Here is a 26,325-nt window from a genome sequence, read left to right on the forward strand (position 1 = left end):
GCTCTCTGCTTGATCCAGGGCGGCGAACCACGCGCCGCCCCTGTGGCGTTACTTCTTCTCGTTCAGCGCGCGGATGCGTGAAGAGAGCGAGAACAGACGGATAAAGCCGCCCGCATGGCTGTGGTCGTAAACTTCATCTTCGCCGAAGGTCGCGAACTCTTCGGAATAGAGGCTGTTAGCGGATTTTTTCTGAATCGCCGTGACCTGCCCTTTATAAAGCTGCAACACCACTTCACCATTAACGTCAGCGGCCAGCGATTCAGCGGCAGCCTGCAGCGATTTGCGCAGCGGCGCGAACCAGCGCCCGTCATAAACCACGTAGGACATCTCCTGGCCCAGCTGCTCGCGCCATTTAAAGCTGTCGCGATCCAGTACCAGCTGCTCTACCGCACGCAGCGCATTGACCATGATGGTGCCGCCCGGGGTTTCATAGCAGCCGCGCGATTTGATGCCCACCAGCCGGTTTTCCACGATATCGATACGGCCTACGCCGTGCTTCGCGCCCAGCACGTTCAGCTTTTCCAGGCACTGGAACGGGCTCAGCGTTTCGCCGTTAACCGCCACCACGCAACCTTTCTCTACCGTTACGGTAACCTGCTCCGGCTGATCCGGTGCTTCCAGCGGATCGACGGTCCAGACCCAGCAATCTTTATTCGGCGCGTTCCACGGGCTTTCCAGCACGCCGCCTTCGGTGGAGATATGCCAGGCGTTCTCGTCGCGGCTGTAGATTTTCTCCAGCGACGCGGTGGTCGGAATATCGCGCTCTTTCAGGTAATCGAGCAGCGCTTCACGCGAACGCAGGTTCCATTCGCGCCACGGTGCCACCACTTTCAGGTGCGGCGCCAGCGCGGTATAGGTGGTTTCAAAACGCACCTGATCGTTGCCTTTACCGGTCGCGCCGTGGCACAGAGCGTCAGCGCCGACCTTCAGCGCCAGCTCAACCTGGGCTTTAGCGATAATCGGACGCGCCATGGAGGTGCCCAGCAGATAGGTGCCTTCATACAGCGCGCCAGTCTGCAGAACCGGATAAACGTAATCGCGGATAAACTCTTCGCGCAGGTCGGCAATATGGCACTCTGACGCGCCGGACTGCAGCGCTTTCTTCTCTACGCCGACCAAATCTTCGCGATCCTGGCCGATATCGGCGACGAAGGCGACCACTTCACAGCCGTAGTTCTCTTTCAGCCATGGAATAATGGCCGAGGTATCCAGACCGCCGGAGTAAGCCAGAACGATTTTTTTGATGCCTTGGTTTTGCATTTCTTAATCCTTGAATGTGGTGTTGTTATGCGTGGATCCGGGTGCCAATGGACACGCCGTTAAACAGAGAAGGAAGCTGCTCAGCATGGCGCCAGCTGGCGATATCAACCGGGCGGCCCAGCGTGCGCGCCGCATCCAGTGCCGCATGAACTTTCACGATCATGCCGTCGGTAATGATGCCCTGGGCGATCAGCTGTTCCGCTTTCGCCGCCGTCATTTCGGCGATCCGCTGGCCTTTGCCGTCGAGAATGCCGCTGACATCGGAGAGTAAAATCAGATCCGCGCCCAGCGTCGCCGCCAGCGCCGTCGCCGCCTGGTCGGCATTAACGTTCATTAGCTCGCCCTGTTCGGTAATGCCGATCGAGCTGACGACCGGCATATAGCCCGCTTGCAGCAACGTATTCAGCAGTGCTGGCGAACCCGGCAGCGCATTGCCGACGTGGCCTAACTCTTCGTCAAACTGCGCCACATTGGCCATGCCGCCATCGCCCAGGCAGAGGCCGACCGCCGGAATAGCATGTTTCTTCGCCCAGGCCAGTAGCGTCTTGTTCGCCGTGCCGGCCAGCGCGCCGGTGATAATGTCGATCTGATCCGCAGGCGTCACGCGCAGGCCGTTTTTCTTCTTCACCGGCAGCGCCAGCTTTTTCATCAGCTCATCCACCAGGCAGCCGCCGCCGTGAACGATCAGCAGCGGGCGCTGATGCGCTTCCCGGTAGATCACCAGCGCATTAAACAGACGCGCCAGCGCTTCTTCGCTATCCAGCAGCACGCCGCCCAGTTTGATAATCAATGGAGTGGTCATAATCTTCATCCGCTTAAATAAGTGACTGGGTTTCCGGGAAACCGAAACGAATATTGAGACACTGCACCGCCTGCGATGCCGCGCCTTTCAACAGGTTATCTTCCGCCGCGACCACAATCAGATGTTCATCCTCCAGCGCGAAGCCGATATCGCAGAACGGCAGACCCACGACCGCTTTCAGCGCCGGCACGCCCTGTTCATAGACGCGCACCAGCGGCTTATCCTGATAGGCGTTATGGAACGCCTCCGTAATATCTTCCCGGCTGACGCCCGGCTGTAAACGGCAGGTAATGGTGGCTAGAATGCCGCGCGGGAAACTGCCGAGATGCGGAGTGAAGACCACCGGCACGCCGAGGTGCGCCTCGATTTCCGGCCGATGGCGATGGGTAAACATGCCGTACGGCTGTAGGCTAACTTCGCAAAAACTGTTATTCATCGTCGCCTTGCGTCCGGCGCCGCTGACGCCGCTGGTGGCGTTAATGACCGGCCACTGCGCCTCATGCAGCAGGCCCGCTTCGATCAGCGGCTTCAGCGCCAGCTGCGCGGCGGTGGGATAGCAGCCGGGCACGGCGATCAGCTGCGCCTCTTTAATGGCGTCGTGCTGCCATTCCGCCAGGCCGTAAACCGCCTTTTCCAGCCACTCTGCATGTTGGTGGTTGAAGCCGTAGCAGCGTGAATAAAACGCCTGGTCGTTCACGCGGAACGCGCCGGAGAGATCGAACACCACGCAACCCGCCGCAAGGAACTGCGGGGCCAGGTCATGGCTGACTTCATGCGCAGTGGCAAGAAACACCACGTCCACTTTACCGGCGTAAACGGCGACGTCGCTCAGCGGCTCCAGCGGCAGATCGACTGTGCCCTTCAGCTGGGGATGCAGCTCGGAAAGGCGTTTTCCGGCATCCGGGCTTTGCGCTGAAACCGCTAAAGCGGTTATGTTCATATGTGGATGGCGATTCAGAAAGGTCGCCAGTTCAACCCCAGCGTAGCCGCTGGCACCAACAATCAGCGTATTCAACATCAGGCCGTCTACCTTATTACAGTCGTTCAGATCCGGTGTGCAGCCCTGTCGCCGCGCGCCCATGAAGTCTAACGTTAAACTGCGGGTTAATTCATTTCCCATCCCGCGCACGTTATTGTATTTTTATTCACTATTAATGCATGAATATTGATACATCCTAACTCAAGGACCGTCAACAGTGAAGACAAAATTACCGCCTTTTATCGAACTCTATCGCCAGCTGATCGCCACGCCGTCTATCAGCGCCACCGACAGCGCGCTTGATCAGAGCAATGAGAATTTAATCACTCTGCTGGCCGGCTGGTTCCGCGATCTCGGCTTCAGCGTCGAGGTGCAGCCGGTGCCGGGCACGCGTCATAAATTCAATATGCTGGCTAAAAGCGGCGAAGGCGCAGGCGGCCTGCTGCTGGCGGGACATACCGATACGGTTCCCTTTGATGACGGTCGCTGGACGCGCGATCCCTTTACCCTCGCCGAGCATGACAACAAGCTCTACGGCCTGGGCACTGCCGATATGAAAGGCTTTTTCGCCTTTATCCTTGATACGCTGCGCGATACTGACCTCACCCGGCTGAAGAAGCCGCTCTATATTCTTGCCACGGCGGATGAAGAAACCACCATGGCGGGCGCCAAATATTTCGCCGAATCCGCCACGCTGCGGCCAGACTGCGCCATTATCGGCGAGCCGACCTCGCTGAAGCCGGTACGGGCACATAAAGGGCATTTGTCCAACGCCATTCGTGTGCAGGGGCAGTCAGGCCACTCCAGCGATCCCGCGCGCGGCGTCAACGCCATCGAGCTAATGCACGAGGCGATCGGCCATCTGATGCAGCTGCGCAATACACTAAAAGAGCGCTATCACCATGATGGCTTTGCCATTCCTTATCCCACGATGAACTTCGGCCATATCCATGGCGGCGATGCGGCGAACCGTATTTGCGCCTGTTGCGAACTACATATGGATATTCGTCCGCTGCCGGGGCTGACGCTGGGGGATCTAGACGCCTTGCTGAATGAGGCGCTGGAGCCGGTCAGCGCGCGCTGGCCAGGCCGCCTGACTGTCGCGGAGCTGCATCCGCCGATCCCGGGCTACGAGTGTCCGCGCGATCATCAGCTGGTGCAGGTGGTAGAAAAGCTGCTCGGCACGCCGACGGAGGTGGTGAACTACTGCACCGAGGCGCCATTTATTCAGCAGCTCTGTCCAACGCTGGTGTTGGGCCCAGGATCGATTAACCAGGCGCATCAGCCGGATGAGTTTATCGATACAGCATTCATTAAGCCGACGCGCTTGCTGATCGGCCAGCTGGTTAACCATTTTTGTTACTGATACGCAGCATTTGGGGCAATTCACTGCAAAAGCGTTAAATTGCCCCGGCAAAGTTCCAACTTTGCTAATAAGAATAACTTATCCCACTTCTTCGCTGTTAAATTTCTTAAATTACGGCGACTTAACGTCATTAAGCGTCACGTTTTGCGCAATTGACGAATGGGAAGTTACATGGCTAGATAAAAGGCGGCGTTATGCCCGCAAGGGTTAAAATTAAAAGACAAAAAGGGTGTCAGGGGTCATATGAACGAACAATATTCCGCAATGCGAAGTAATGTCAGTATGCTCGGCAAACTGCTCGGGGATACGATTAAGGATGCGCTGGGAGAAAACATCCTTGATCGGGTGGAAACCATCCGCAAACTCTCCAAGTCATCCCGCGCGGGAAATGACGCTCATCGTCAGGAACTGCTTACCACGCTGCAGAACCTTTCTAATGATGAACTCCTGCCGGTGGCGCGCGCCTTTAGCCAGTTTCTCAATCTCACCAACGTCGCCGAACAGTACCAAACCATATCGCCGCACGGGGAAGGCGCCAACCATCCCGAACTGATGAAAAAAGCGTTTGAGCGGCTGAAGCAGCAGCCCGATCTGAATGAGACGAACATTCGCGACGCTATCGAATCCCTGTCGCTGGAACTGGTTCTGACCGCCCACCCAACCGAAATTACGCGCCGCACCCTGATTCATAAACTGGTTGAGGTGAACACCTGTTTAAAACAGCTCGACCATAACGATATCTCCGATTACGAGCGCAATCAGATTATGCGCCGCCTGCGTCAGCTGGTAGCACAGGCCTGGCACACCGACGAAATCCGTAAGTACCGTCCTTCGCCAGTCGACGAAGCCAAATGGGGCTTTGCGGTGGTGGAAAACAGCCTGTGGGACGGCGTGCCGGGGTTTCTGCGCGAGCTAAACGAGCAGGTTGAAGAGACCTTCGGCTATACGCTGCCGGTCGATTTCGTGCCGGTGCGGTTCACCTCCTGGATGGGCGGTGACCGTGACGGCAATCCGAACGTCACCGCCAGCATCACCCGCCACGTTCTGCAGCTGAGCCGCTGGAAAGCGGCTGACCTTTTCCTGCGTGATATCGGCGTGCTGATATCGGAGCTGTCGATGGCGGAATGCACCGAAGAGCTGCGCGAACTCTGCGGCGATCCGCAGGCGCTGGAGCCTTACCGTGAAATTCTCAAGCGCCTGCGCACGCAGCTGATGACCACGCAGACTTATCTGGAACGCCGCCTGAAAGGCGAACGTCTGCCACGCCCGGAAGGGCTGCTGATCGCCAATGACCAGCTGTGGGATCCGCTTTACGCCTGCTATCAGTCGCTGCAGGCATGCGGCATGGGCATTATCGCCAACGGCCAGCTGCTCGATACCCTGCGCCGGGTGAAATGCTTCGGCGTGCCGCTGGTGCGTATCGATCTGCGTCAGGAAAGCACCCGTCATACCGAGGCCATTGCCGAAATTACCCGCTACCTGGGCCTGGGCGACTATGAGAGCTGGTCCGAAGCGGACAAACAGGCCTTCCTGATCCGGGAGCTGAACTCCAAGCGGCCGCTGCTGCCGCGTCAGTGGGAGCCGAGCGACGAAACGCGTGAGGTGCTGGACACCTGCCGTGTGGCGGCGGAAGCGCCGCGCGGCTCGATCGCCGCCTATGTGATCTCGATGGCGAAAACGCCGTCTGACGTACTGGCGGTTCATCTGCTGCTCAAAGAAGCGGGCATTCCTTTCGCGCTGCCGGTCGCGCCGCTGTTTGAAACCCTGGATGACCTGAATAACGCCAATGATGTGATGTCGCAGCTGCTCAGCATCGACTGGTATCGCGGCTTTATTCAGGGCAAGCAGATGGTCATGATCGGCTATTCCGACTCGGCCAAAGATGCCGGCGTGATGGCGGCGTCCTGGGCGCAGTATCAGGCACAGGACGCGCTAATCAAAACCTGTGAGAAAGCGGGCATCGCACTGACGCTGTTCCACGGCCGCGGCGGCACCATCGGCCGTGGCGGCGCGCCGGCGCAGGCGGCCCTGCTTTCACAGCCGCCGGGCAGCCTGAAGGGCGGCCTGCGCGTTACCGAGCAGGGCGAGATGATCCGCTTTAAATATGGTCTGCCTGAGGTAGCGATTGCCAGCCTGTCGCTCTATACCAGCGCTATCCTGGAAGCCAACCTGCTGCCGCCGCCGGAGCCGAAAAGCGAATGGCGCAGCATTATGGATCAGCTGTCTGACGTTTCCTGTGCGATTTATCGCGGCTACGTGCGCGAAAATCCTGATTTTGTCCCCTATTTCCGTTCAGCGACGCCGGAACAGGAGCTGGGCAAACTGCCGCTTGGCTCACGTCCCGCCAAGCGTCGTCCCAGCGGCGGCGTTGAATCGCTGCGCGCCATCCCATGGATTTTCGCCTGGACGCAAAACCGTCTGATGCTGCCCGCCTGGCTGGGCGCCGGCGCGGCGCTGCAGCAGGCGATGGACGAAGGGCATCGGGATCAGCTGGAGGCGATGTGCCGCGACTGGCCGTTCTTCTCGACCCGCCTTGGCATGCTGGAGATGGTTTTTTCCAAAGCGGATCTGTGGCTGGCTGAATATTACGATCAGCGTCTGGTCGACGTTTCGCTGTGGCCGCTGGGCAAACAGTTGCGCGATCGGCTGGAGGCGGACATTAAAGCGGTGCTGACTATTGCCAACGATGCGCATCTGATGGCGGACGAGCCCTGGATTGCGGAATCTATTGCCCTGCGCAACGTCTATACCGACCCGCTTAACGTGCTGCAGGCTGAACTTCTGCACCGCTCCCGTGCGCAGGAGGCGCGCGGCGAAGAGGCGGATCCGCGTGTTGAACAGGCGCTGATGGTGACGATAGCTGGCGTGGCGGCAGGAATGCGTAATACCGGTTAATCGCCGTCGAACGGTTCATGCCCTGCGGGGCATGAACTTTTTTACCGCACCGTCTCATTGATGGGCGACCAGCTAAACCAGTAATCCAGCACCCTGACGCCGTACTGATTCACCTCTTCAACCACTTCAATACGATCCATTCCGCGCTGATGGTGTGCATCCATCCACGCTTTGCTGCTGCAAAACTCAATCCAGCGCTGCAGGTGTTGATCCTTTATCCATAGGCCCATTTCACAGCGGGACGATTTGCCGTGCGACGGCCCCGGAAAGGAGACGGTAAATTCGGTACGGTATTGCAGACGTTGATGCGGAAGGTAGCGCACCAGGGCGCTGGGGATCTGCAGAGAGAAGATGGCGATCATAAAGGCACTGGTGCCAAAGAGTTTAAGCAGCTTTTGCCCGGTGAACCGCGAGCGGCGGAATAGCCAGCCTGCGCACGCGATCGGCAGCGCGCCCGTCAGGCCGCAAATAGCGGCGACGCGAAAAGGCGAGCCCGGATCGGTCAGGTAGACCTGACGCGAGAGATTGCTCCAGTAGCTCATGACAATAAAGGGTAGCAGGAGCAGCGCAACCGTCAGCAGGCAGCCCTTAACGCCCAGCCGCCTTACGCCATCGATAAAATTCTGGAAAAACACGAGAAACCTTCCCTGTTGTGGAAGGCGCGATAATAACCAATCTGCCACGCCCCGAAAAGCGCGGCGTTGATATCAGGCCACCAGCGCCGTAGCCGGACGCACGCCCAGCGTATGGCAAATGGCATAGCTCATCTCAGCACGGTTCAGCGTATAGAAGTGGAAATCTTTCACCCCTTCGCGGCTGAGGATTTTCACCATATCCATCGCCACGTTGGCGCCGACCATTTTGCGTGTTTCCGGATCCTCATCCAGCCCGGCGAACATGCTGTTCATCCAGCCGGGAACGCGCACGTTGGTCATGGCCGCAAAGCGCTGTAGCTGCTTAAAGTTGGAGACGGGCAGAATGCCCGGCACGATTTCCACATCGATGCCGGTCGCCACGCAGCGATCGCGAAAGCGCAGGTAGCTTTCTACGTCAAAAAAGAACTGGGTGATGGCGCGGTTCGCGCCGGCATCGATTTTACGCTTCAGGTTGATCAGATCGGCCTGCGCGCTTTTTGCCTCAGGATGCACTTCCGGATAGGCGGCGACGGAGATATCGAAATCGCCGACCTCTTTCAGCAGCGCAACCAGATCGGTGGCGTACATATCGGGCTTGCCGCCGCCGGCCGGCAGATCGCCGCGCAGCGCGACGATATGGCGAATGCCGTTATTCCAGTAATCCTGCGCGATAGTGCGCAGCTCATCACGCGAGGCGTCGACGCAGGTCAAATGCGGCGCAGCTTCCAGCCCGGTGCGATCTTTAATGCCTTTGATAATCGAGTGGGTGCGATCGCGCTCGCCGGAGTTGGCACCATAGGTGACGGAGACGAATTTCGGCTTCAGGCTGCTGAGGCGATCGATAGAACTCCAGAGTGTCTCTTCCATTTCACTGGTGCGCGGCGGAAAAAACTCAAAGGAAACGTTAATGCGCCCGTTCAGCTCTGCCAGGCTTTGGTTCAGCGCTTCGCGCTGGTTGGCGTGAAAGAAACTCATATCCGCTCTACCTTCTTAAATTGTTGTTTTCGTCACCAGCGAACATCTATACATTTAGACGTCCAGATGTTCAAAATGAACGATTCTGGTTAAAGCGTCAACAAAAAGATGGCATCAGCAGGCTGATAAAATTTCATCCAATATGAACGTGCCTCATGATGGCAATAAAAAGGGCGGCCAACGCCGCCCTAAGGGTTTTACCCAGCCGTGCCCCGCTTTTACAGCAGCTGCGCTAACCGGTTGATATCAGACTGGATGGCGCCTGCGGTCACATCCCTTCCGGCGCCCGGCCCACGGATCACCAGCGGATTGTCGCGATACCAGCGGCTTTCGATGGCGAATACGTTATCGCAGGGCAGCAGCGCCGCCAGCGGATGTTCGGGACGTACCGCTTCAATGCCGACACGCGCTTTGCCATTAGCGTCGAAACGCGCCACGTAGCGCAGCACCAGCCCCATCTCCTGCGCCGCTTCAAAGCGCTGCAGCATCTGCTCGTTCAGCGCCTCGCTGTTTTCGAAGAAGTGATCGACAGAGCCGCTTTCGCATCCCGCCGGCACCAGCGATTCAACGCGCACCTGATCCGGCTCGATATCGTAACCGGCCTCGCGCGCCAGGATCACCAGCTTGCGCATCACATCCTGGCCGGAGAGATCGACGCGCGGATCGGGCTCGGTCAGCCCCTGCTGCCATGCCTGGTCAACCAGCTCGCTAAACGGCACCGTGCCGTCAAACTGCAGGAACAGCCAGGAGAGCGTGCCGGAGAAGATACCGCTAATCGAAAGAATGCTGTCGCCGCTCTCGCGCAGGTCGCGCACCGTATGGTTAACCGGCAGCCCGGCGCCTACTGTGGCGTTATAAAGCCAGTGGCGGTCGGTTTTGGCGAACGCGTCGCGGATCTGCCGCCAGCGGTAGCTGTCTGAGGCACCGGCCACTTTATTGGCGCTGATGACGTGGAAGCCGTGGCTGGCAAAATCGAGATACTGTTCCGCCAGCGCCTCGCTGGCGGTCACGTCCAGCACCACCAAATCATCGTAAGGGTGCGCACGCATCCACAGGAAAAGCGCCTCCTCATCCTGCGCTACCGCTTCATCCTCAAAGAATGCCAGCGCGCGGCTGGCATCCAGACCGTCGTAGCTCAGCAGGCTGCGGCGGCTGTCCACCACGCCTGCCAGCACAAACTCAAAGCCGGTACGGGCGGAAAGGTTTTTCTGCTCGCGGGCGAACAGCTCCAGCCAGCGCGAACCAATATTACCTTTGCCGAACAGCATCAGGCCGATGCGCTTTTCGGCGCGGAACAGCGACTGATGCAGCCCCTGTATCAGATGCTGCGTCGGGCCGACGCGCAGTACCGCCACCAGGCTGATACCCTCTTCCGACTGCCAGATAAACTCTACCGGCTGATCGTTAATCTGTTGCCAGAAGCGGTGGTTGTGCAGCGGATTGCGGCTGACGCCGGCGCCAACCAGCGCCACCAGCGCCAGCCCTTCGCGCAGCTGCAGGTGGCCCGGCAGGCCCGCCTCTTGCAATAGCTCAAAGGCGCTGTTGACCACCTCCGAGGTGTAGCAAAGCTGCAGCAGGCGGCGATCGCTGTGAACGCCGGTAGCCAGCGGCCGGATCTGCGCGCGTTTCAACAGGTGATCGACCTCTTTATGCAGCGCCGCGAAATCATGCTGCGGCGGCACGGCGATTTCGATCAGGCAGACATCGTCATGACTGGTGACAATACGGGCGCCGGTGCCGGACGCCAGCACACGCTCAATGCGCGTAGAGCCCTGCTCCGGCTGGTAGCTGCAGCGCAGCTGTAAATCGATATCGCTGTTGGAAACCGGCTGCAGCGTGCGGGCATGCAGCACCGGCGCGGCCAGGCGCGCCAGCTCGCTCGCTTCATCCAGACGCAGCAGCGGCAGCAGGCAGGCGTCTTTCACTTTGCGCGGGTCGGCGCTGTAGACGCCGGCGACATCGCTCCAGATGGTGACGCGGCTGACGCCGGCCAGCGCACCGATCTGCGTGGCGGAATAGTCGGAGCCGTTGCGCCCCAGCAGAACAGTTTCGCCCGCCTCATTGCGGCAGATAAAGCCGGTGACCACCAGACGCTGATGCGCGTGTTGCGCCATCAGCTGCTGCAGCAGCGGCCAGGATTTGCCTTCGTCCACCTGCGGCTGCGCCGCGCGTTCGGCGCGCAGAAACTCGCGCGCATCCAGCCAGCACGCTTCCAGATCGCGCTGTTGCAGCACCGCCGCCATCAGGCGTGCGGACCAGACTTCGCCATGGCCGACCACTTCAGCGTAAACCGCATCGGTGATTTTGCCGTCCAGCAAGCCGGCCAGGTACTCAAGATCCTGAATAAACCGCGTCAGCAGCGGCTGCGCCAGTTCCGGCGGCAGCAGGCCGTTGATCAGATCGGACTGATAGCGACGCAGGCTTTGCTGCACCTGATGCGCCGACAGCCGATCGCTCTGGCTAAGCTTCAGCCAGCTGATCAGCTGGTTAGTGGTGCTGCCGGCGGCGGAAACCACCATCAGATCGCCCGGCTGGCTATAATCGGCCATAATGCCCGCGACGCGCTGATAACAACTGACATCGGCGAGGCTACTGCCGCCAAATTTATGCAGCTGCCTGCTGTTTTGCGCGCTCGCTGCGGCTGAAATACTCATCTCTTAACCCTCGGCTGCCACCCGGAATGCATTATCCAGATCGGCGATTAAATCTTCATGATCCTCGATCCCCACCGATACGCGTAAGAGCGTGTCGGAAATGCCCGCTTCGGCGCGCGCTTCCGCCGACATCCCGGCGTGGGTCATCGTAGCGGTATGGGATATCAGGCTTTCTACTCCACCCAGCGATTCCGCCAGGGTAAACAGCTCCAGCGCCTTCAGGAAACGACGCAGGCGGGCCTCGTCGCCATCGATTTCAAAACTTAGCATGGCGCCGAAGCCGCGCTGTTGACGCACAGCATACTGGTGGCCGGCGTTGTCCGGCAAAGAAGGATGATACAGCTTTTTCACCAGCGGCTGTTGTTTCAGATAATCGACAATCGCCAGCGCGTTACGCTGCGCCGCCGCCATACGCGGACCGAGCGTACGCATGCCGCGTAGCAACAGATAGCTGTCAAACGCCGAGCCGGTTACGCCGATATTGTTGGCCCACCAGGCCAGCTCGGTGGCGGTCGCCGCCTCTTTAGCGATAACCGCGCCAGCCACCACATCGGAATGGCCGTTCAGGTATTTGGTACAGGAATGCACCACCAGATCGGCGCCCAGCGCCAGCGGATTTTGCAGCGCCGGGCTCAGGAAGGTGTTGTCCACCACGCTGATCGCGCCGGCGGCACGCGCCGCTTCACAGATAGCGGCGATATCCACCACACGCAGCAGCGGGTTGCTGGGGCTTTCTACCAGCACCAGCGTTGGCTTTTCCGCCAGCGCCGCCTGCAAAGCCTGCGCATCGCCCTGATCGACGAACTTTACGCGATAGGCGCCGCGTTTGCTCTGGCTGTCGAACAGACGGTAGCTGCCGCCGTAACAGTCATGCGGCGCCACCAGCAGATCGCCGGGCTTCAGGAACAGCGTGCAAACCAGATGGATCGCGGACATGCCGGTATTGGTCATCACCGCGCCTGCACCGCCTTCCAGTTCCGCCAGCGCGCGCTGTACGACATCGCGCGTCGGATTGCCGCGGCGCGAATAGTCATGAGCGCGCGGCTGGTTGAAGTCGGTGAAGTTATAAGTGCTGGAGAGGTGAATCGGCGGGACAACGCAGCCATACTGCTCGTCATCATTCAAACCGCTGCGTACTGCGATGGTTGCCTGTTTACGCGTCATGGTGCTTACTGTTCCTGAAAGGCCCTGAAGAAGGCTAACAGGATAGCATTACGTATCTGGACGTCAATACATCTGGACATCTAAATGTCTTTGCGTATAGATTGAGCAAACGCGCAATAACCGCTAAAATTGCAGGCGATTGCTCCCCGCAGTCAGGCGTCTGACCTAAACGGCAAAGTTACGTAGTAAATGCTGACTTTGATTAGTGAGACGCGGAAAGATCGGGCATAATTGGCTGATTTCCGGCACTTTCACTTTTAATAATTAAGGTAACTCATGGCTGAATGGAATGGCGAATATATCAGCCCTTATGCTGAGCATGGTAAGAAGAGCGAGCAGGTCAAAAAAATTACCGTGTCTATTCCGCTGAAAGTATTAAAAATTCTGACAGATGAGCGTACGCGTCGTCAGGTAAACAACTTGCGTCACGCCACTAATAGCGAACTGCTGTGCGAAGCGTTTCTGCACGCCTTTACCGGCCAGCCGCTGCCGGACGATGTTGACCTGCGTAAAGAGCGCAGCGATGAGATCCCGGAAGAGGCGAAAAAGATTATGCGTGAGCTGGGTAAAGACCCGGATACGTGGGAATACTGATCCGTCGCTTTTGCCCATAAAAAAACCCAGCCGAAGCTGGGTTTTTTCTTGCATCCGCTCCGTGATAAAACGGTAGCGTCTGCCGGGAAACTTATTTGCTGCCCGGGATGCTGAAGCGTTTGTTGAAGCGCTCAACACGACCACCGGTATCAACAACACGCTGTTTGCCGGTGTAGAACGGGTGGCATTTACCGCACACGTCCAGGTTCAGATCGTGACCCACGGTAGAGCGGGTTTTGATCACATTACCGCAAGAACAAGTTGCAGTAATTTCAACATAGTTAGGATGAATACCTTGTTTCATGGGATAACCTCAGTAAAGGCCGTGTCGCTCTCCCGCGCCAGGTAAAACCTGCGCCGGCACCACACGCGGATTAAAAATTCTGGTGATTTTCGATGCGCTGTTTTGCACCAAAGGCGGCGAACTATACAGAAAATAACCGCCTGATGCAATCGAATCCGCACAATGATGGCGACACAGTGTACACTACGCCGTCCAACTCTTTTTACGGATAACGTCATGCCCGTTGCTCAGGTCGCGCTGCCCGTTCCGCTCGCACGCCGGTTCGATTATCTGCTTCCCGCCCATCTGCACCCCGTTGTCGGCGGGCGCGTGCGTGTGCCGTTCGGCAACCGCAAAGCGATCGGCGTGGTGGTGGGATTCAGCGAGCAGAGCGATCTGCCGGAAGCGCAGCTGAAAAGCGTGCTGGAAGCGATCGACGACGAATCCCTGTTTCCCCCTTCTCTCTGGCGTATTCTGCACTGGGCGGCTGATTACTATCACTATCCGCTGGGCGAAGTACTGTTTCATGCCCTGCCGGTGCTGCTGCGTCAGGGAAAACCGGCGCAGGAAGCGCCGCTCTGGCAATGGTTTATTACCGAGCTGGGTCGCGAAACCGCGCCGGAAAGCCTTAAGCGCGCGCCGAAGCAGCAGCAGGCGCTGGCGATCCTGCGCCAGCAGCCGCTTTACCGGCACGAAATCGCCCAGCACGCGCTGGCCGATCAGGCGCTACAGGCGCTGCGGGCGAAAGGGCTGTGCGATCTGCGCGAGCATCTGCCCGCCCGCGATGACTGGCGCGCCAGCTTCAGTATCAACGGCGAGCGGCTACGGCTGAATACCGAACAGGCGATGGCGGTCGGTGCCATCCGCAGCGAGGATGAGCAGTTCGCCCCCTGGCTGCTGGCGGGCATCACCGGCTCCGGCAAAACCGAAGTCTATCTCAGCGTGCTGGAGAATGTGCTGAGCCGCGGACGGCAGGCGCTGGTGCTGGTGCCGGAGATCGGACTGACGCCGCAAACCATCGCCCGCTTCCGCGCGCGCTTCAACGCGCCGATCGACGTGCTGCACTCCGGCCTTAATGACAGCGAACGCATGGCCGTCTGGCTACGCGCGCGTCAGGGAGAAAATGCCATCGTCATTGGCACCCGCTCCGCGCTGTTTACGCCCTTTGCCCGACCCGGCGTCATTATTATCGATGAAGAACACGACAGCTCTTATAAACAGCAGGAGGGCTGGCGCTACCACGCGCGCGATCTGGCGGTCTTCCGCGCGCGTGAAGAAAATATTCCTATCGTAATGGGATCAGCCACGCCGGCACTGGAAACGCTGCATAACGTACAGAGCGGCAAATATCGTCAGCTCAACCTCAGCAAACGTGCCGGCAACGCTCGCCAGGCGACACAGCAGCTGATCGATTTAAAAGGCGTTCAGCTGCAGGGCGGCCTTGCGCCGGCGCTGATCCAGCGTATGCGCCTGCATCTGCAGGCAGACAACCAGGTGCTGCTTTTTCTTAACCGCCGCGGCTTTTCACCCGCGCTGCTGTGTCACGACTGCGGCTGGATCGCCGAATGCCAGCGCTGCGATCACTACTACACGCTGCATCAGCAGCAGCGTCAATTGCGCTGCCACCACTGCGATAGTCAGCGCCCTGTGCCGCGCCAGTGCCCGCAGTGCGGCTCCACGCACCTGGTGCCGGTGGGGCTGGGCACCGAGCAGCTGGAGCATAACCTGCAAACGCTGTTTCCCGGCGTGCCGTTGTCGCGCATCGATCGTGATACCACCAGCCGCAAAGGCGCGCTGGAGCAGCACCTGGCCGACGTCTTTCGCGGCGGTGCGCGTATTCTGATCGGCACACAAATGTTGGCCAAGGGCCATCACTTTCCTGATGTCACGCTGGTTTCGCTGCTGGATGTGGATGGCGCGCTGTTCTCCGCCGATTTCCGCGCCGCCGAACGCTTTGCGCAGCTCTATATTCAGGTGGCTGGCCGCGCTGGTCGCGCCGGCAAGCAAGGCGAAGTGCTGCTGCAAACCCATCATCCGGAACATCCTTTGCTGCAGATATTGCTGCATCAGGGCTATGACGCTTTCGCCAGCCTGACGCTGAATGAACGCAAAAGCGTCCAGCTGCCCCCGTTCACCAGCCATGCGCTGTTTCGCGCCGAAGATCATGATAATCAGCAGGCTGCCGCGTTCCTGCATCAGCTGCGCAACCTGCTGGAAGCGAGCCCGCTGCGCGACGAGGCATTGTGGGTGATGGGGCCGGTGCCGGCGCTGCAGGCGAAACGCGGCGGTCGCTATCGCTGGCAGCTGCTGTTGCAACACCCTTCCCGCCTGCGGCTGCAGCAGCTGTTGAAGAGCAGCCTGCCGCTGCTTTCCACGCTGCCGCTGTCGCGCAAGGTAAAATGGACGCTGGATGTCGATCCGACGGAAAGCTAAGCGCCGCTAACGCAAAGGTTTGCGAGCTGGATCTAAAAACGTCGAATAAGTCACACTTTTCATGCAAATTGAGTAACGACGCTCCCGCCAATCTGTTAAAAATGTGATGAAAGTCAGCTTTAGCCGCAACAGGCGCAGCATAACGAAACATGACAGACAGTCGGGCCGGTACAGCCGGTGTGAGGAGAAAAGCGTTGGAGCAGAACCAGGAGTCGACGGCAGCTACGATGAAAGACGTGGCTGAACGTGCGGGTGTCTCAACCGCCACCGTATCCCGCGCGCTGATGAACCCGGAAAAGGTCTCAGCGGCGACCCGCCAGAAAGTGGAACAGGCGGTTATTGATGTCGGCTACTCTCCTCATGCACTGGCGCGCAACGCCCGGCGCAGCGAATCACGCACCATCCTGGTGATTGTCCCCGATATCTGCGATCCCTTTTTCAGTGAAATTATCCGTGGCGTGGAAGTGACCGCCGCTGCGGAAGGCTATCTGGTGCTGATTGGCGACTGCGCTCATCAAAATCAGCAGGAGAAAACCTTTCTCAGCCTGATGCTGACGCGCCAGATCGACGGCATGGTGCTGTTAGGTTCGCAGGTACCTTTTGATACCGGCGTCGAAGAGCAGCGCAACCTGCCGCCGATGGTGATGGCGAATGAGTTCGCGCCGGATCTGGAGCTGCCGACGGTGCATATTGATAACCTGACGGCGGCCTTCGAAGCGGTGAATCACCTCTGGCAGCTTGGTCATCGCCGCATCGCCTGTATTGCCGGCCCCGAAGAGATGCCGCTGAGCCACTATCGTCTGCAGGGCTACATCCAGGCGCTGCGTCGCCACGGGCAGGATGTGGAGCCGCGCTATATCGTGCGCGGCGACTTTACCTTTGAAGCGGGTGCCGCCGCCTTTAAACGCCTGATGACGCTGCCAAAGCCGCCTGAAGCGCTGTTTTGTCATAACGACATCATGGCGCTGGGCGCCATGTCGCAGGCGAAACGCATGGGGCTGCGTATTCCGCAAGATCTGTCGCTGGTGGGGTTTGATGATATTGAACTCGCCCGCTACAGCGATCCGCCGCTTACGACGGTGGCGCAGCCGCGCTTCGCGCTGGGTCGGGAAGCGATGCTGCTGTTGCTGGAGCAGCTGCAAGGCAAAATCGTCCGCAACGGCTCGCGCCTGCTGGAGTTTGAATTAAAACTGCGCGGAAGCACAATACACGCCAGTCAGGCGTAAAAATGGCGCGCATCGCGCAGTTTCAGCAGATTCTTAAACGACTCACCGCTGGTCAAACTTCCAGCCCTTGAGTAACATGGCGGGCTGACAGCCGGACAGCTGCCGCGCCGCCTTCACATTAGCGCCCTCTTGTCCGGCAGGCATTTTCTTCTTTGAATTAGCGGAACGATTAGTGGCACAAAAAGATTATGTAGGCCGCGGGCGTTCGACAGGGACGCGTCGCAAGAAAGGCAATAGCCGCAGCAAAAAGCGCAATGGCAGCTCCGGTGTTTCTAAAATCATGATAGGGCTGGCGGTGGCGGTGCTGGTGGCTTTCGTGGGCGGGCTATGGTTTATCGCTCACCATAAAAAAGAAGAAACGCCTGTTATTCCGGATCATAAAGTCAGCGGCAACGGTTTGCCGCCCAAACCGGAAGAGCGCTGGAAATATATCAAAGAGCTGGAAAACCGGCAGATCAGCGTGCCGGCGCCGAAAGAGCCTTCCGCTGGCGGAGAAGTGCAGTCGCAGACGCAGCTTACCGATGAACAGCGCCAGCTGCTGGAGCAGATGCAGGCGGATATGCGCCAGGCGCCGACGCAGCTGAACGAAGTGCCGTGGAACGAACAGACGCCGGTGCAGCGCCAGCAGACGCTGCAGCGTCAACAGCAGCAGCAGATGCAGCAGCAGCGCGCTCAACAGCAGCTACAGTTGCAGCAGCAGCAGATGCAGCAACAGCGCGTTCAACAGCAGCAACAAATGCAGCAGCAACGCGCCCAGCAGCAACTGCAACAGCAGCGCGCTCAGCAGCCATCTACGCCGCCGGCGCAAACGCAGCACATGCTACCGCAAAATGCGCCGAAAACGCCGGATAACAGCCGGGCCAAACAGCAGGAAACGGCGAAAGCCAAAGCGGCGGAAAAAGAGAAGTCGCAGCGCTGGATGGTGCAGTGCGGCTCCTTTAAAGGCAGCGATCAGGCGGAATCGGTGCGCGCTCAGTTGGCGTTCGAAGGCTTTGAAAGCCGCATCACCAGCGGCGGCGGCTGGAACCGTGTGGTTATCGGCCCGTACAACAGCCGCGCCAGCGCCGACAGCACGCTGAAGCGTCTGCGCAGCTCCGGCCACTCCAGCTGCATTCCTCTTGCCCTCGGGGGTTGAAACCCTCCAAACCTGCCCCATATCTTGTTGCATTATGCTCCGCGTCACGCTGCGCGGAGCCCTTTTTCCACTGTAACAAGGGGTCTGCCCGTGACAACGATAGTAAGTGTACGACGCAACGGCCAGGTAGTGATTGGCGGTGATGGCCAGGCTACGCTCGGCAATACCGTAATGAAAGGCAACGTCAAAAAAGTGCGTCGTCTCTACCATGACAAAGTGATCGCAGGTTTTGCCGGCGGCACCGCAGATGCTTTTACCCTGTTCGAACTCTTTGAACGTAAGCTGGAGATGCATCAGGGCCACCTGGTGAAAGCCGCGGTGGAACTGGCGAAAGACTGGCGCACCGACCGCATGCTGCGCAAGCTTGAAGCGCTGCTGGCGGTAGCGGATGAGAATGCCTCCCTGATTATCACCGGCAACGGCGACGTCATTCAGCCTGAAAACGATCTGATCGCTATTGGCTCTGGCGGCCCGTATGCCCAGGCCGCCGCCCGTGCGATGCTGGAAAATACCGAGCTGAGCGCTCGCGATATTACTGAAAAAGCGTTGGGTATCGCAGGTGACATCTGCATTTACACCAACCACAATCTGACTATTGAAGAATTAGCGTCCAAAGCGTAAGGATCGAAATTATGTCTGAAATGACTCCGCGCGAGATTGTCAGCGAACTGAACAGATTTATCATCGGCCAGGATGGCGCCAAGCGAGCTGTGGCGATCGCCCTGCGCAACCGCTGGCGTCGTATGCAGCTGGAAGAAGATCTGCGCCATGAAGTTACGCCTAAAAACATTCTGATGATCGGCCCAACCGGCGTGGGTAAAACCGAAATTGCCCGTCGTCTGGCCAAGCTGGCGAACGCGCCTTTTATCAAAGTTGAAGCAACCAAGTTCACCGAAGTCGGCTACGTCGGTAAAGAAGTGGATTCCATTATCCGCGATCTGACCGACGCGGCGATGAAAATGGTGCGCATGCAGGCGATTGAAAAAAACCGCTACCGCGCCGAAGAGATGGCGGAAGAGCGCATCCTCGACGCGCTGATCCCGCCGGCGAAAAACAACTGGGGCCAGCCGGAGCAGAATGCCGAGCCGTCTGCGGCCCGTCAGTCGTTCCGTAAAAAGCTGCGTGAAGGCCAGCTGGACGACAAAGAGATCGAAATCAACCTGGCCGCCGCGCCGATGGGCGTGGAGATCATGGCGCCTCCGGGTATGGAAGAGATGACCAGCCAGCTGCAGTCGATGTTCCAGAACCTCGGCGGTCAGAAGCAGAAGCCGCGCAAGCTGAAAATCAAAGAGGCGATGAAGCTGCTGATCGAAGAAGAAGCGGCCAAGCTGGTTAATCCGGAAGAGCTGAAGCAGGAAGCGATTGACGCCGTCGAACAGCACGGCATCGTGTTTATCGATGAGATCGATAAAATCTGTAAGCGCGGCGAAACCTCCGGCCCGGACGTTTCCCGTGAAGGCGTACAGCGCGACCTGCTGCCGCTGGTGGAAGGCTGCACCGTCTCCACCAAGCACGGCATGGTGAAGACAGACCATATCCTGTTTATCGCCTCCGGCGCTTTCCAGGTTGCCAGCCCGTCAGATCTGATCCCGGAACTGCAGGGCCGTCTGCCGATTCGCGTTGAGCTGCAGGCGCTGACCGTTAATGACTTCGAGCGCATCCTGACCGAACCAAACGCCTCTGTGACCGTACAGTACAAGGCGCTAATGGGGACCGAAGGCGTGAATATCAGCTTCACAGACGACGGCATTCGCCGTATTGCCGAAGCTGCATGGCAGGTTAACGAGACCACGGAAAACATTGGCGCGCGTCGTCTGCACACCGTGCTGGAACGTCTGATGGAAGATATCTCCTATGACGCCAGCGACCGCAGCGGCGACAGCATCACCATCGACGCCAACTATGTTTCTCAGCATCTTGATCAGCTGGTGGCGGACGAAGACCTTAGCCGCTTCATTCTGTAACCGCAGGTTGATCTTTCTTAAGGAGGCTTCGGCCTCCTTTTTTATTGCCGCTTTCACCCCCTGCAATTTGACGAAGATTAAGGCGCCGGCGATGGCACCGCCGTAGACTTCCTCTACCCCTTTCTGATTAGAGTCGGCTGCGGTCACGCTTATGGAACAGATCCAACGAATCACCTCCTTTCCTTTCCGGGGCTGGCTGGAAAGCCTGCGTCTGCGCACGTTGCCGCTGGCGTTCGCCTCTATTCTCACCGGCTCGGCGCTCGCCTGGTGGCAGGGGGAATTTAGCCTGACGGTCGCCCTGCTCTGCTTCCTGACCAGCGGGTTGCTGCAGGTGCTGTCCAATCTGGCGAATGATTATGGCGACGCGCTGAAAGGCAGCGACGGCAGCGCGCGCCTCGGCCCGCTGCGCGGCATCCAGAAAGGCACTATTACACGGCTGCAGCTGCGCGCGGGGATCATTGCCACGGCGGGCCTGGCGCTGCTCTGCGGCGGCATTCTGATCCGCTACGCCTGCCATACTCCCGGCGACGTAGTGAGCTTTCTGTTGCTGGGTGCGCTGGCCATCGTGGCGGCCATTGCCTATACCGTCGGCAAAAAGCCTTACGGCTATCTTGGGCTGGGCGATCTCTCGGTGCTGATCTTTTTCGGCTGGCTGGGCGTCAGCGGCAGCTTCTATCTGCAAAGCCACAGCGTGCAGCCTTTAGTGCTGCTGCCCGCCACCGCTTGCGGTCTGCTGGCGGCGGCCGTGCTGAATATTAACAACCTGCGCGATATAGACACCGATCGCCAGTGCGGCAAAATGACGCTGGCGGTGCGGCTTGGCGCGACTCACGCAAGACGCTACCACCTGCTGCTGCTGGGCGGCGCACTGCTCTGCTTCGCCGCTTTCGCCTGGTTTGGTCAGCACGGCTGGGGGCGCTGGCTGTTTCTGCTGGCCGCTCCGCTCTTCTGGCGGCAGGGGCGTTATATTCTTCAGCAGGAATCGCCTGTCGCCATGCGCCCAATGCTGGAAAAGACGGTCAAGGCAGCGCTGCTGGCTAACGTGCTGTTTTCTCTTGGCGTACTGCTCTGATTGCCCTGGAGCTGATATAACGCAACTTTGCGGGTTGATGATTTTGCCAACAACTTGAATAAAGCGATATACTTACCGCTCCTGTGGCAAACAGACGAAAATCCTATGAAATACGATACTTCCGAACTCTGCGACATCTACCACGAAGATGTAAACGTGGTTGAACCACTCTTCTCCAACTTTGGGGGTCGCACCTCGTTTGGCGGCCAAATCACGACGGTAAAATGTTTCGAGGACAACGGCCTGTTATACGATCTGCTGGAAGAAAACGGCCGGGGTCGTGTGCTGCTGGTAGATGGCGGCGGTTCGGTGCGGCGCGCGCTGGTGGATGCGGCGCTGGCCCAGCTGGCGGTGCAGAACGAATGGGAAGGTATCGTGGTCTATGGCTCGGTGCGCCAGGTGGATGACCTGGAAGAGCTGGATATCGGCATTCAGGCGATTGCGGCGATCCCGGCAGGCGCGGCGGGCGAAGGTATTGGTGAAAGCGACGTGCGCGTCAATTTCGGCGGCGTCACCTTCTTCTCCGGCGATCACTTATACGCCGACAACACCGGTATGATTCTGTCGGAAGATCCGCTGGATATCGAATAGCGCTGACCGCGACTCTCCTGCGCTCAGGCGCGGGATCGCGCCAGCAAAAACGGGTGCCTGGGCACCCGTTTTTTTATGGTTGATGGAAGCAGTATCCCGACGGGATTACACTTCTTCCATCTTACCTAACAAAGCCCGCAGGCGATCCTGCCACTGCGTTTGCTCTTCTTTCAGCTGCTGGTTTTCACGAACCAGCGCTTCGCTGTTTCCCGAGGCCTGCTGTACCTCATGCTTCAGAGTATTGTTCTGCTCTTTCAGCTCTTCGATTTCCATCTGCAGCAGGGTGATGGTATCAATCGCCTGCTGAACTTTCGCTTCCAGTTTCTCGAATACTTCAAATGACATTCTATGACTTCTCCTAATCGCAAGGCGTTGATGATGCCAGCCGCAGACGACGAGACATCACAAAACTCCGTTAAAAACCCTAACACACCGATTGTAAGTAGCCGCACAGCCCAAGTCCAGCGGCGAGCGGCGGTGAAGCGCAGTCTGTAACAATTTTCAGCTTATGCCGAAAGCGCAGCGGGCCGCGAATCGCGGATAATTGCGCTTTTGTTAATAAAATGAGCGCAACGCGACGCTTCTTTCGCCAAAAATGATGTTTAAAGAACAGCAAAAGACGCGAAAACGCGCATTTTTTTGATGGACCACACAGATTTCAAGTTCGCTATTTCTCGTTTATGCGCGTTAACGATAAATTCACAACAGCCCCACATTTGTTTGGGCGGTTCAATGGAATGAAAACAACGATTGATAAAATTTAACCTCGCCATCAGGAATTTCATTATGAGTCAGACAGCAACTAGCACACTAAAAGGTCAGTGCATTGCCGAATTTCTCGGAACCGGCATGATCATCTTCTTCGGCGCTGGCTGTGTGGCCGCAATGAAGTTGGCTGGCGCGGCTTTCGGTCAATGGGAAATCTGTATTATCTGGGGCCTGGCCGTTTCCATGGCCGCCTATATGACAGCGGGCGTGTCAGGCGCGCACCTGAACCCGGCCGTTACCGTCGCGCTCTGCCTTTTCGCCAACTTTGAAGGGCGTAAAGTCGCGCCTTATATTGTGGCGCAGGTAGCGGGCGCCTTCAGCGCCGCGGCGCTGGTTTACGGGCTCTACTACAACCTGTTCGTCGACTATGAAGCCAGCCATCAAATGGTGCGCGGCAGCGTGGAAAGCCTCGACCTGGCCGGCATCTTCTCGACCTATCCTAACCCGCATATCAGCGTAGGTCAGGCGTTTTTAGTCGAGATGGTGATTACCGCCGTATTGATGTCGGTGATTATGGCGTTGACCGATGACGGCAACGGCGTGCCGCGCGGCCCGCTGGCCCCGCTGCTGATTGGCCTGCTGGTCGCGGTTATCGGCGGCGCGATGGGACCGCTGACCGGTTTCGCCCTGAACCCGGCGCGCGATCTTGGCCCGAAAATTTTCGCCTGGCTGGCAGGCTGGGGCAACGTCGCCTTTACCGGCGGCCGTGATATTCCTTACTTCCTCGTGCCGATTTTCGGCCCGTTGGTCGGTGCCTGCCTGGGTGCATGGGGATATCGCTCACTGATTTGCCGTCACCTGCCCTGTAATCTTAACGTGACGCAGAAAACCGATGCAGATAAGCCCGTCGCGCGAGCTGAGCAGCGTAAAGCGTAACCGTGTTCAATCTTTGCACATCAGGAAATGATTATGTCTACAGATAAAAAATATATTGTCGCGCTCGATCAGGGCACAACCAGCTCCCGCGCCGTTGTTCTCGATCATGACGCCAACATTGTCGCGGTTTCCCAGCGCGAATTTACCCAGATCTACCCGAAAGCGGGCTGGGTTGAACACGACCCGATGGATATCTGGGCTTCACAAAGCTCCACGCTAGTCGAAGTGCTGGCGCATGCGGACATTCGCTCCGATCAGATCGCCGCTATCGGCATCACTAACCAGCGCGAAACGGCGATTGTCTGGGATAAAGAGTCTGGCAAGCCGATCTACAACGCGATTGTCTGGCAGGATCCGCGCACGGCGGACTACTGCGAAAAGCTGAAGAAAGAGGGCCTGGAAGAGTATATCCAGCACACCACCGGTCTGGTGATCAACCCCTACTTCTCCGGCACCAAAGTAAAATGGATTCTGGATCACGTTGAAGGCGCGCGTGAGCGAGCGAAACGCGGCGAGCTGCTGTTCGGCACCGTGGATACCTGGCTTATCTGGAAAATGACCCAGGGCCGGGTGCATATCACCGACCACACCAACGCCTCACGCACCATGATGTACAACATCCATAAGCTGGAATGGGATCAGCGCATGCTGGATATCCTGGATATTCCGCGTGAAATGCTGCCGGATGTGAAATCCTCTTCGGAAGTCTACGGCCAAACCAACATCGGCGGCAAAGGCGGCACCCGTATTCCTATCGCCGGCATCGCAGGCGATCAGCAGGCAGCGCTCTATGGCCAGCTCTGCGTTCAGCCGGGCATGGCGAAAAACACCTACGGCACCGGCTGCTTTATGCTGATGAACACCGGCACCGAAGCGGTCACCTCCACGCATGGCCTGCTGACGACCATCGCCTGCGGCCCACGCGGTGAAGTGAACTATGCGCTGGAAGGCGCGGTGTTTATCGGCGGCGCCTCTATTCAGTGGCTGCGCGACGAAATGAAGCTGATCAGCGACTCCGCTGACTCAGAATATTTCGCCATGAAAGTGAAAGACTCTAACGGCGTCTATATGGTGCCCGCCTTTACCGGCCTCGGCGCCCCCTACTGGGACCCGTACGCTCGCGGCGCGCTGTTCGGCCTGACGCGCGGCGCCAATGCCAACCACATTATCCGCGCCACGCTGGAATCGATCGCCTATCAGACGCGCGATGTACTGGAAGCGATGCAGAATGATGCCGATACCCGCCTGCAGTCGCTACGCGTTGACGGCGGCGCGGTAGCCAACAACTTCCTGATGCAGTTCCAGTCCGATATTCTCGGCACCCGCGTCGAGCGTCCGGAAGTGCGTGAAGTCACTGCGCTCGGTGCCGCTTACCTTGCCGGTCTGGCGGTCGGATTCTGGCAAGACCTGGAAGAAGTGCGCGCGAAAGCGGTGATTGAACGCGAATTCCGTCCCAGCATTGAAACCACCGAACGTAACTATCGCTACGCCGGCTGGAGAAAAGCCGTGGCCCGTGCCCAGGCATGGGAAGAACACGACGAGTAAGATTTCAGGCCCGCGTCGCCAGCCGGCGCGGGCTTTTCTCCCCGCCCTCCCCGCTGTGATACACTTTTGCCTCATTTGTTTTCCTCAGAGGCTGGTCATGAAACGAGAACTCGCCATTGAATTTTCCCGCGTTACCGAGGCGGCCGCGCTGGCTGGCTACAAATGGCTCGGCCGCGGCGATAAAAACCAGGCGGACGGCGCGGCGGTCAACGCCATGCGCATCATGTTGAATAAAGTCGATATCGATGGACGCATTGTTATCGGCGAAGGCGAAATCGATGAGGCGCCGATGCTCTATATCGGCGAGAAGGTCGGCACCGGCAATGGCGATGCGGTGGATATCGCCGTCGACCCGATTGAAGGTACGCGCATGACCGCCATGGGCCAGGCGAATGCGCTGGCGGTGCTGGCGGTCGGCGACCGGGGCACTTTTTTGCACGCGCCGGATATGTACATGGAGAAGCTGATTGTCGGGCCGTGCGCCAAAGGCCATATCGATCTGAACCTGCCTTTGGAAACCAACCTGAACAATATTGCCGCGGCGCTGGGCAAACCGCTGAGCGAGCTGACGGTGACCATCCTGGCCAAGCCGCGCCACGATGCGGTGATCAAACAGATGCAGCAGTTGGGCGTGCGTATCTTTGCCATTCCCGACGGCGACGTCGCCGCCTCTATCCTGACCTGCATGCCGGACAGCGAAGTGGATGTGCTGTATGGCATTGGCGGCGCGCCGGAAGGCGTAGTGTCAGCGGCCGTGATCCGCGCGCTGGACGGCGATATGCAGGGCCGCCTGTTGCCGCGTCATGAGGTGAAAGGCGACAGTGGAGAAAACCGTCGTCTGGGCGAAGATGAGCTGGCGCGCTGCCGGGAGATGGGCATCAAGGCCGGCGAGCGGCTGACGCTGGAGATGATGGCGCGCAACGATAATGTGATTTTCGCCGCCACCGGCATCACCAGCGGCGATCTGCTGAAAGGGATCACGCGTCAGGGCAATATCGCTACCAGCGAAACGCTACTGATCCGCGGTAAATCGCGCACCATTCGCCGTATCCAGTCGATTCATTATCTCGACCGCAAGGATACGGCGCTGCATCAGTGGATCCTGTAG

22 protein-coding genes are annotated in these 26,325 nt (G+C 58.5%); 13 read left to right on the plus strand and 9 right to left on the minus strand.

Going from position 1 to position 26,325, the window contains the following annotated elements; translation table 11 throughout:
* Window positions 1–48: 48 nt before the first annotated feature.
* Genes C2E15_RS20555 through argC form a run of 3 tightly spaced genes read right to left on the minus strand, consistent with a single transcriptional unit; the run spans window position 49 to window position 3,080 of the window.
* Window positions 49–1,260: an argininosuccinate synthase gene (locus tag C2E15_RS20555; RefSeq protein ID WP_104958917.1), complete on the minus strand. Its 1,212-nt coding sequence runs from the start codon at window positions 1,258–1,260 to the stop codon at window positions 49–51.
* A gap of 25 nt (window positions 1,261–1,285) precedes the next feature.
* Window positions 1,286–2,062, minus strand: a complete 777-nt coding sequence (gene argB / locus C2E15_RS20560) for an acetylglutamate kinase (protein WP_104959250.1) — start codon at window positions 2,060–2,062, stop codon at window positions 1,286–1,288.
* A 13-nt stretch (window positions 2,063–2,075) separates the two neighbouring features.
* On the minus strand, window positions 2,076–3,080 hold the full coding sequence (argC, locus tag C2E15_RS20565) for an N-acetyl-gamma-glutamyl-phosphate reductase (RefSeq protein WP_104959249.1): 1,005 nt from the start codon (window positions 3,078–3,080) through the stop codon (window positions 2,076–2,078).
* Between the two features lie 178 nt (window positions 3,081–3,258).
* Here argC and argE point away from each other — a divergent pair, with 178 nt between their 5' ends.
* Window positions 3,259–4,407, plus strand: coding sequence for an acetylornithine deacetylase (argE, locus tag C2E15_RS20570; protein ID WP_104958918.1), 1,149 nt, complete (start codon window positions 3,259–3,261; stop codon window positions 4,405–4,407).
* Between the two features lie 243 nt (window positions 4,408–4,650).
* A complete protein-coding gene (gene ppc / locus C2E15_RS20575; protein WP_104958919.1) occupies window positions 4,651–7,302 on the plus strand; it encodes a phosphoenolpyruvate carboxylase in 2,652 nt (883 codons plus the stop codon).
* Between the two features lie 41 nt (window positions 7,303–7,343).
* Here ppc and C2E15_RS20580 read toward each other — a convergent pair whose 3' ends face one another.
* The 4 genes from C2E15_RS20580 to metB all read right to left on the minus strand — a co-directional run bounded on the left by C2E15_RS20580 (window position 7,344) and on the right by metB (window position 12,730).
* Window positions 7,344–7,937 carry a hypothetical protein gene (locus tag C2E15_RS20580; protein WP_104958920.1) on the minus strand — a complete coding sequence of 198 codons (594 nt, stop codon included), beginning with the start codon at window positions 7,935–7,937 and terminating at the stop codon, window positions 7,344–7,346.
* Between the two features lie 72 nt (window positions 7,938–8,009).
* The gene (metF, locus tag C2E15_RS20585; RefSeq protein WP_104958921.1) at window positions 8,010–8,912 is read right to left on the minus strand and encodes a methylenetetrahydrofolate reductase; all 903 of its coding nucleotides are present in this window, start codon (window positions 8,910–8,912) and stop codon (window positions 8,010–8,012) included.
* A gap of 218 nt (window positions 8,913–9,130) precedes the next feature.
* Entirely contained in the window at window positions 9,131–11,566 is a 2,436-nt protein-coding gene (locus tag C2E15_RS20590; RefSeq protein WP_104958922.1) for a bifunctional aspartate kinase/homoserine dehydrogenase II, read from the minus strand.
* 3 nt (window positions 11,567–11,569) lie between these two features.
* Window positions 11,570–12,730 (minus strand): cystathionine gamma-synthase, encoded by a 1,161-nt coding sequence (gene metB / locus C2E15_RS20595; RefSeq protein WP_104958923.1) that lies wholly within the window; start codon window positions 12,728–12,730, stop codon window positions 11,570–11,572.
* 276 nt (window positions 12,731–13,006) lie between these two features.
* Between metB and metJ the strand changes: the two genes are divergently transcribed.
* Window positions 13,007–13,324: a met regulon transcriptional regulator MetJ gene (gene metJ / locus C2E15_RS20600; RefSeq protein WP_038629044.1), complete on the plus strand. Its 318-nt coding sequence runs from the start codon at window positions 13,007–13,009 to the stop codon at window positions 13,322–13,324.
* Between the two features lie 91 nt (window positions 13,325–13,415).
* Here the strand turns inward: metJ and rpmE are convergent, their stop codons facing one another.
* Window positions 13,416–13,628: a 50S ribosomal protein L31 gene (gene rpmE / locus C2E15_RS20605; RefSeq protein WP_104958924.1), complete on the minus strand. Its 213-nt coding sequence runs from the start codon at window positions 13,626–13,628 to the stop codon at window positions 13,416–13,418.
* A gap of 216 nt (window positions 13,629–13,844) precedes the next feature.
* Here rpmE and priA point away from each other — a divergent pair, with 216 nt between their 5' ends.
* The 7 genes from priA to rraA all read left to right on the plus strand — a co-directional run bounded on the left by priA (window position 13,845) and on the right by rraA (window position 22,028).
* Window positions 13,845–16,040, plus strand: coding sequence for a primosomal protein N' (gene priA / locus C2E15_RS20610; RefSeq protein WP_104958925.1), 2,196 nt, complete (start codon window positions 13,845–13,847; stop codon window positions 16,038–16,040).
* Window positions 16,041–16,234: 194 nt separating this feature from the next.
* Window positions 16,235–17,266, plus strand: a complete 1,032-nt coding sequence (gene cytR / locus C2E15_RS20615) for a DNA-binding transcriptional regulator CytR (protein ID WP_104958926.1) — start codon at window positions 16,235–16,237, stop codon at window positions 17,264–17,266.
* Window positions 17,267–17,438: 172 nt separating this feature from the next.
* Window positions 17,439–18,401, plus strand: a complete 963-nt coding sequence (gene ftsN / locus C2E15_RS20620; protein WP_104958927.1) for a cell division protein FtsN — start codon at window positions 17,439–17,441, stop codon at window positions 18,399–18,401.
* Between the two features lie 90 nt (window positions 18,402–18,491).
* The gene (gene hslV, locus C2E15_RS20625; RefSeq protein ID WP_104958928.1) at window positions 18,492–19,022 is read left to right on the plus strand and encodes an ATP-dependent protease subunit HslV; all 531 of its coding nucleotides are present in this window, start codon (window positions 18,492–18,494) and stop codon (window positions 19,020–19,022) included.
* Between the two features lie 11 nt (window positions 19,023–19,033).
* Complete coding sequence (gene hslU / locus C2E15_RS20630; protein WP_104958929.1) at window positions 19,034–20,365, plus strand: ATP-dependent protease ATPase subunit HslU; 1,332 nt, start codon at window positions 19,034–19,036, stop codon at window positions 20,363–20,365.
* Between the two features lie 151 nt (window positions 20,366–20,516).
* Window positions 20,517–21,437, plus strand: a complete 921-nt coding sequence (locus C2E15_RS20635; protein WP_104958930.1) for a 1,4-dihydroxy-2-naphthoate polyprenyltransferase — start codon at window positions 20,517–20,519, stop codon at window positions 21,435–21,437.
* Between the two features lie 105 nt (window positions 21,438–21,542).
* Window positions 21,543–22,028 carry a ribonuclease E activity regulator RraA gene (gene rraA, locus C2E15_RS20640; protein WP_104958931.1) on the plus strand — a complete coding sequence of 162 codons (486 nt, stop codon included), beginning with the start codon at window positions 21,543–21,545 and terminating at the stop codon, window positions 22,026–22,028.
* Between the two features lie 105 nt (window positions 22,029–22,133).
* Here rraA and zapB read toward each other — a convergent pair whose 3' ends face one another.
* Window positions 22,134–22,373: a cell division protein ZapB gene (gene zapB / locus C2E15_RS20645; RefSeq protein WP_038629057.1), complete on the minus strand. Its 240-nt coding sequence runs from the start codon at window positions 22,371–22,373 to the stop codon at window positions 22,134–22,136.
* A 441-nt stretch (window positions 22,374–22,814) separates the two neighbouring features.
* Between zapB and C2E15_RS20650 the strand changes: the two genes are divergently transcribed.
* The 3 genes from C2E15_RS20650 (at window position 22,815) to glpX (ending at window position 26,325) form a co-directional block, all read left to right on the plus strand.
* Window positions 22,815–23,672, plus strand: a complete 858-nt coding sequence (locus C2E15_RS20650) for an MIP/aquaporin family protein (protein ID WP_104958932.1) — start codon at window positions 22,815–22,817, stop codon at window positions 23,670–23,672.
* A 30-nt stretch (window positions 23,673–23,702) separates the two neighbouring features.
* Complete coding sequence (gene glpK / locus C2E15_RS20655; protein ID WP_104959251.1) at window positions 23,703–25,217, plus strand: glycerol kinase GlpK; 1,515 nt, start codon at window positions 23,703–23,705, stop codon at window positions 25,215–25,217.
* Window positions 25,218–25,314: 97 nt separating this feature from the next.
* Window positions 25,315–26,325, plus strand: coding sequence for a class II fructose-bisphosphatase (glpX, locus tag C2E15_RS20660; protein ID WP_104958933.1), 1,011 nt, complete (start codon window positions 25,315–25,317; stop codon window positions 26,323–26,325).

The organism is Mixta gaviniae, assembly GCF_002953195.1.
Taxonomy (GTDB): Bacteria; Pseudomonadota; Gammaproteobacteria; order Enterobacterales; family Enterobacteriaceae; genus Mixta; species Mixta gaviniae.

Coding starts and splice junctions, on each gene's coding strand:
- metF (WP_104958921.1), bottom strand. CDS start 8,912: ATGAGTTTCTTTCACGCCAACCAGCGCGAAGCGCTGAACCAAAGCCTG.
- rraA (WP_104958931.1), top strand. CDS start 21,543: ATGAAATACGATACTTCCGAACTCTGCGACATCTACCACGAAGATGTA.
- hslU (WP_104958929.1), top strand. CDS start 19,034: ATGTCTGAAATGACTCCGCGCGAGATTGTCAGCGAACTGAACAGATTT.
- argB (WP_104959250.1), bottom strand. CDS start 2,062: ATGACCACTCCATTGATTATCAAACTGGGCGGCGTGCTGCTGGATAGC.
- ppc (WP_104958919.1), top strand. CDS start 4,651: ATGAACGAACAATATTCCGCAATGCGAAGTAATGTCAGTATGCTCGGC.
- C2E15_RS20555 (WP_104958917.1), bottom strand. CDS start 1,260: ATGCAAAACCAAGGCATCAAAAAAATCGTTCTGGCTTACTCCGGCGGT.
- argC (WP_104959249.1), bottom strand. CDS start 3,080: ATGTTGAATACGCTGATTGTTGGTGCCAGCGGCTACGCTGGGGTTGAA.
- priA (WP_104958925.1), top strand. CDS start 13,845: ATGCCCGTTGCTCAGGTCGCGCTGCCCGTTCCGCTCGCACGCCGGTTC.
- zapB (WP_038629057.1), bottom strand. CDS start 22,373: ATGTCATTTGAAGTATTCGAGAAACTGGAAGCGAAAGTTCAGCAGGCG.
- C2E15_RS20635 (WP_104958930.1), top strand. CDS start 20,517: ATGGAACAGATCCAACGAATCACCTCCTTTCCTTTCCGGGGCTGGCTG.
- metJ (WP_038629044.1), top strand. CDS start 13,007: ATGGCTGAATGGAATGGCGAATATATCAGCCCTTATGCTGAGCATGGT.
- metB (WP_104958923.1), bottom strand. CDS start 12,730: ATGACGCGTAAACAGGCAACCATCGCAGTACGCAGCGGTTTGAATGAT.
- glpX (WP_104958933.1), top strand. CDS start 25,315: ATGAAACGAGAACTCGCCATTGAATTTTCCCGCGTTACCGAGGCGGCC.
- C2E15_RS20650 (WP_104958932.1), top strand. CDS start 22,815: ATGAGTCAGACAGCAACTAGCACACTAAAAGGTCAGTGCATTGCCGAA.
- rpmE (WP_104958924.1), bottom strand. CDS start 13,628: ATGAAACAAGGTATTCATCCTAACTATGTTGAAATTACTGCAACTTGT.
- C2E15_RS20590 (WP_104958922.1), bottom strand. CDS start 11,566: ATGAGTATTTCAGCCGCAGCGAGCGCGCAAAACAGCAGGCAGCTGCAT.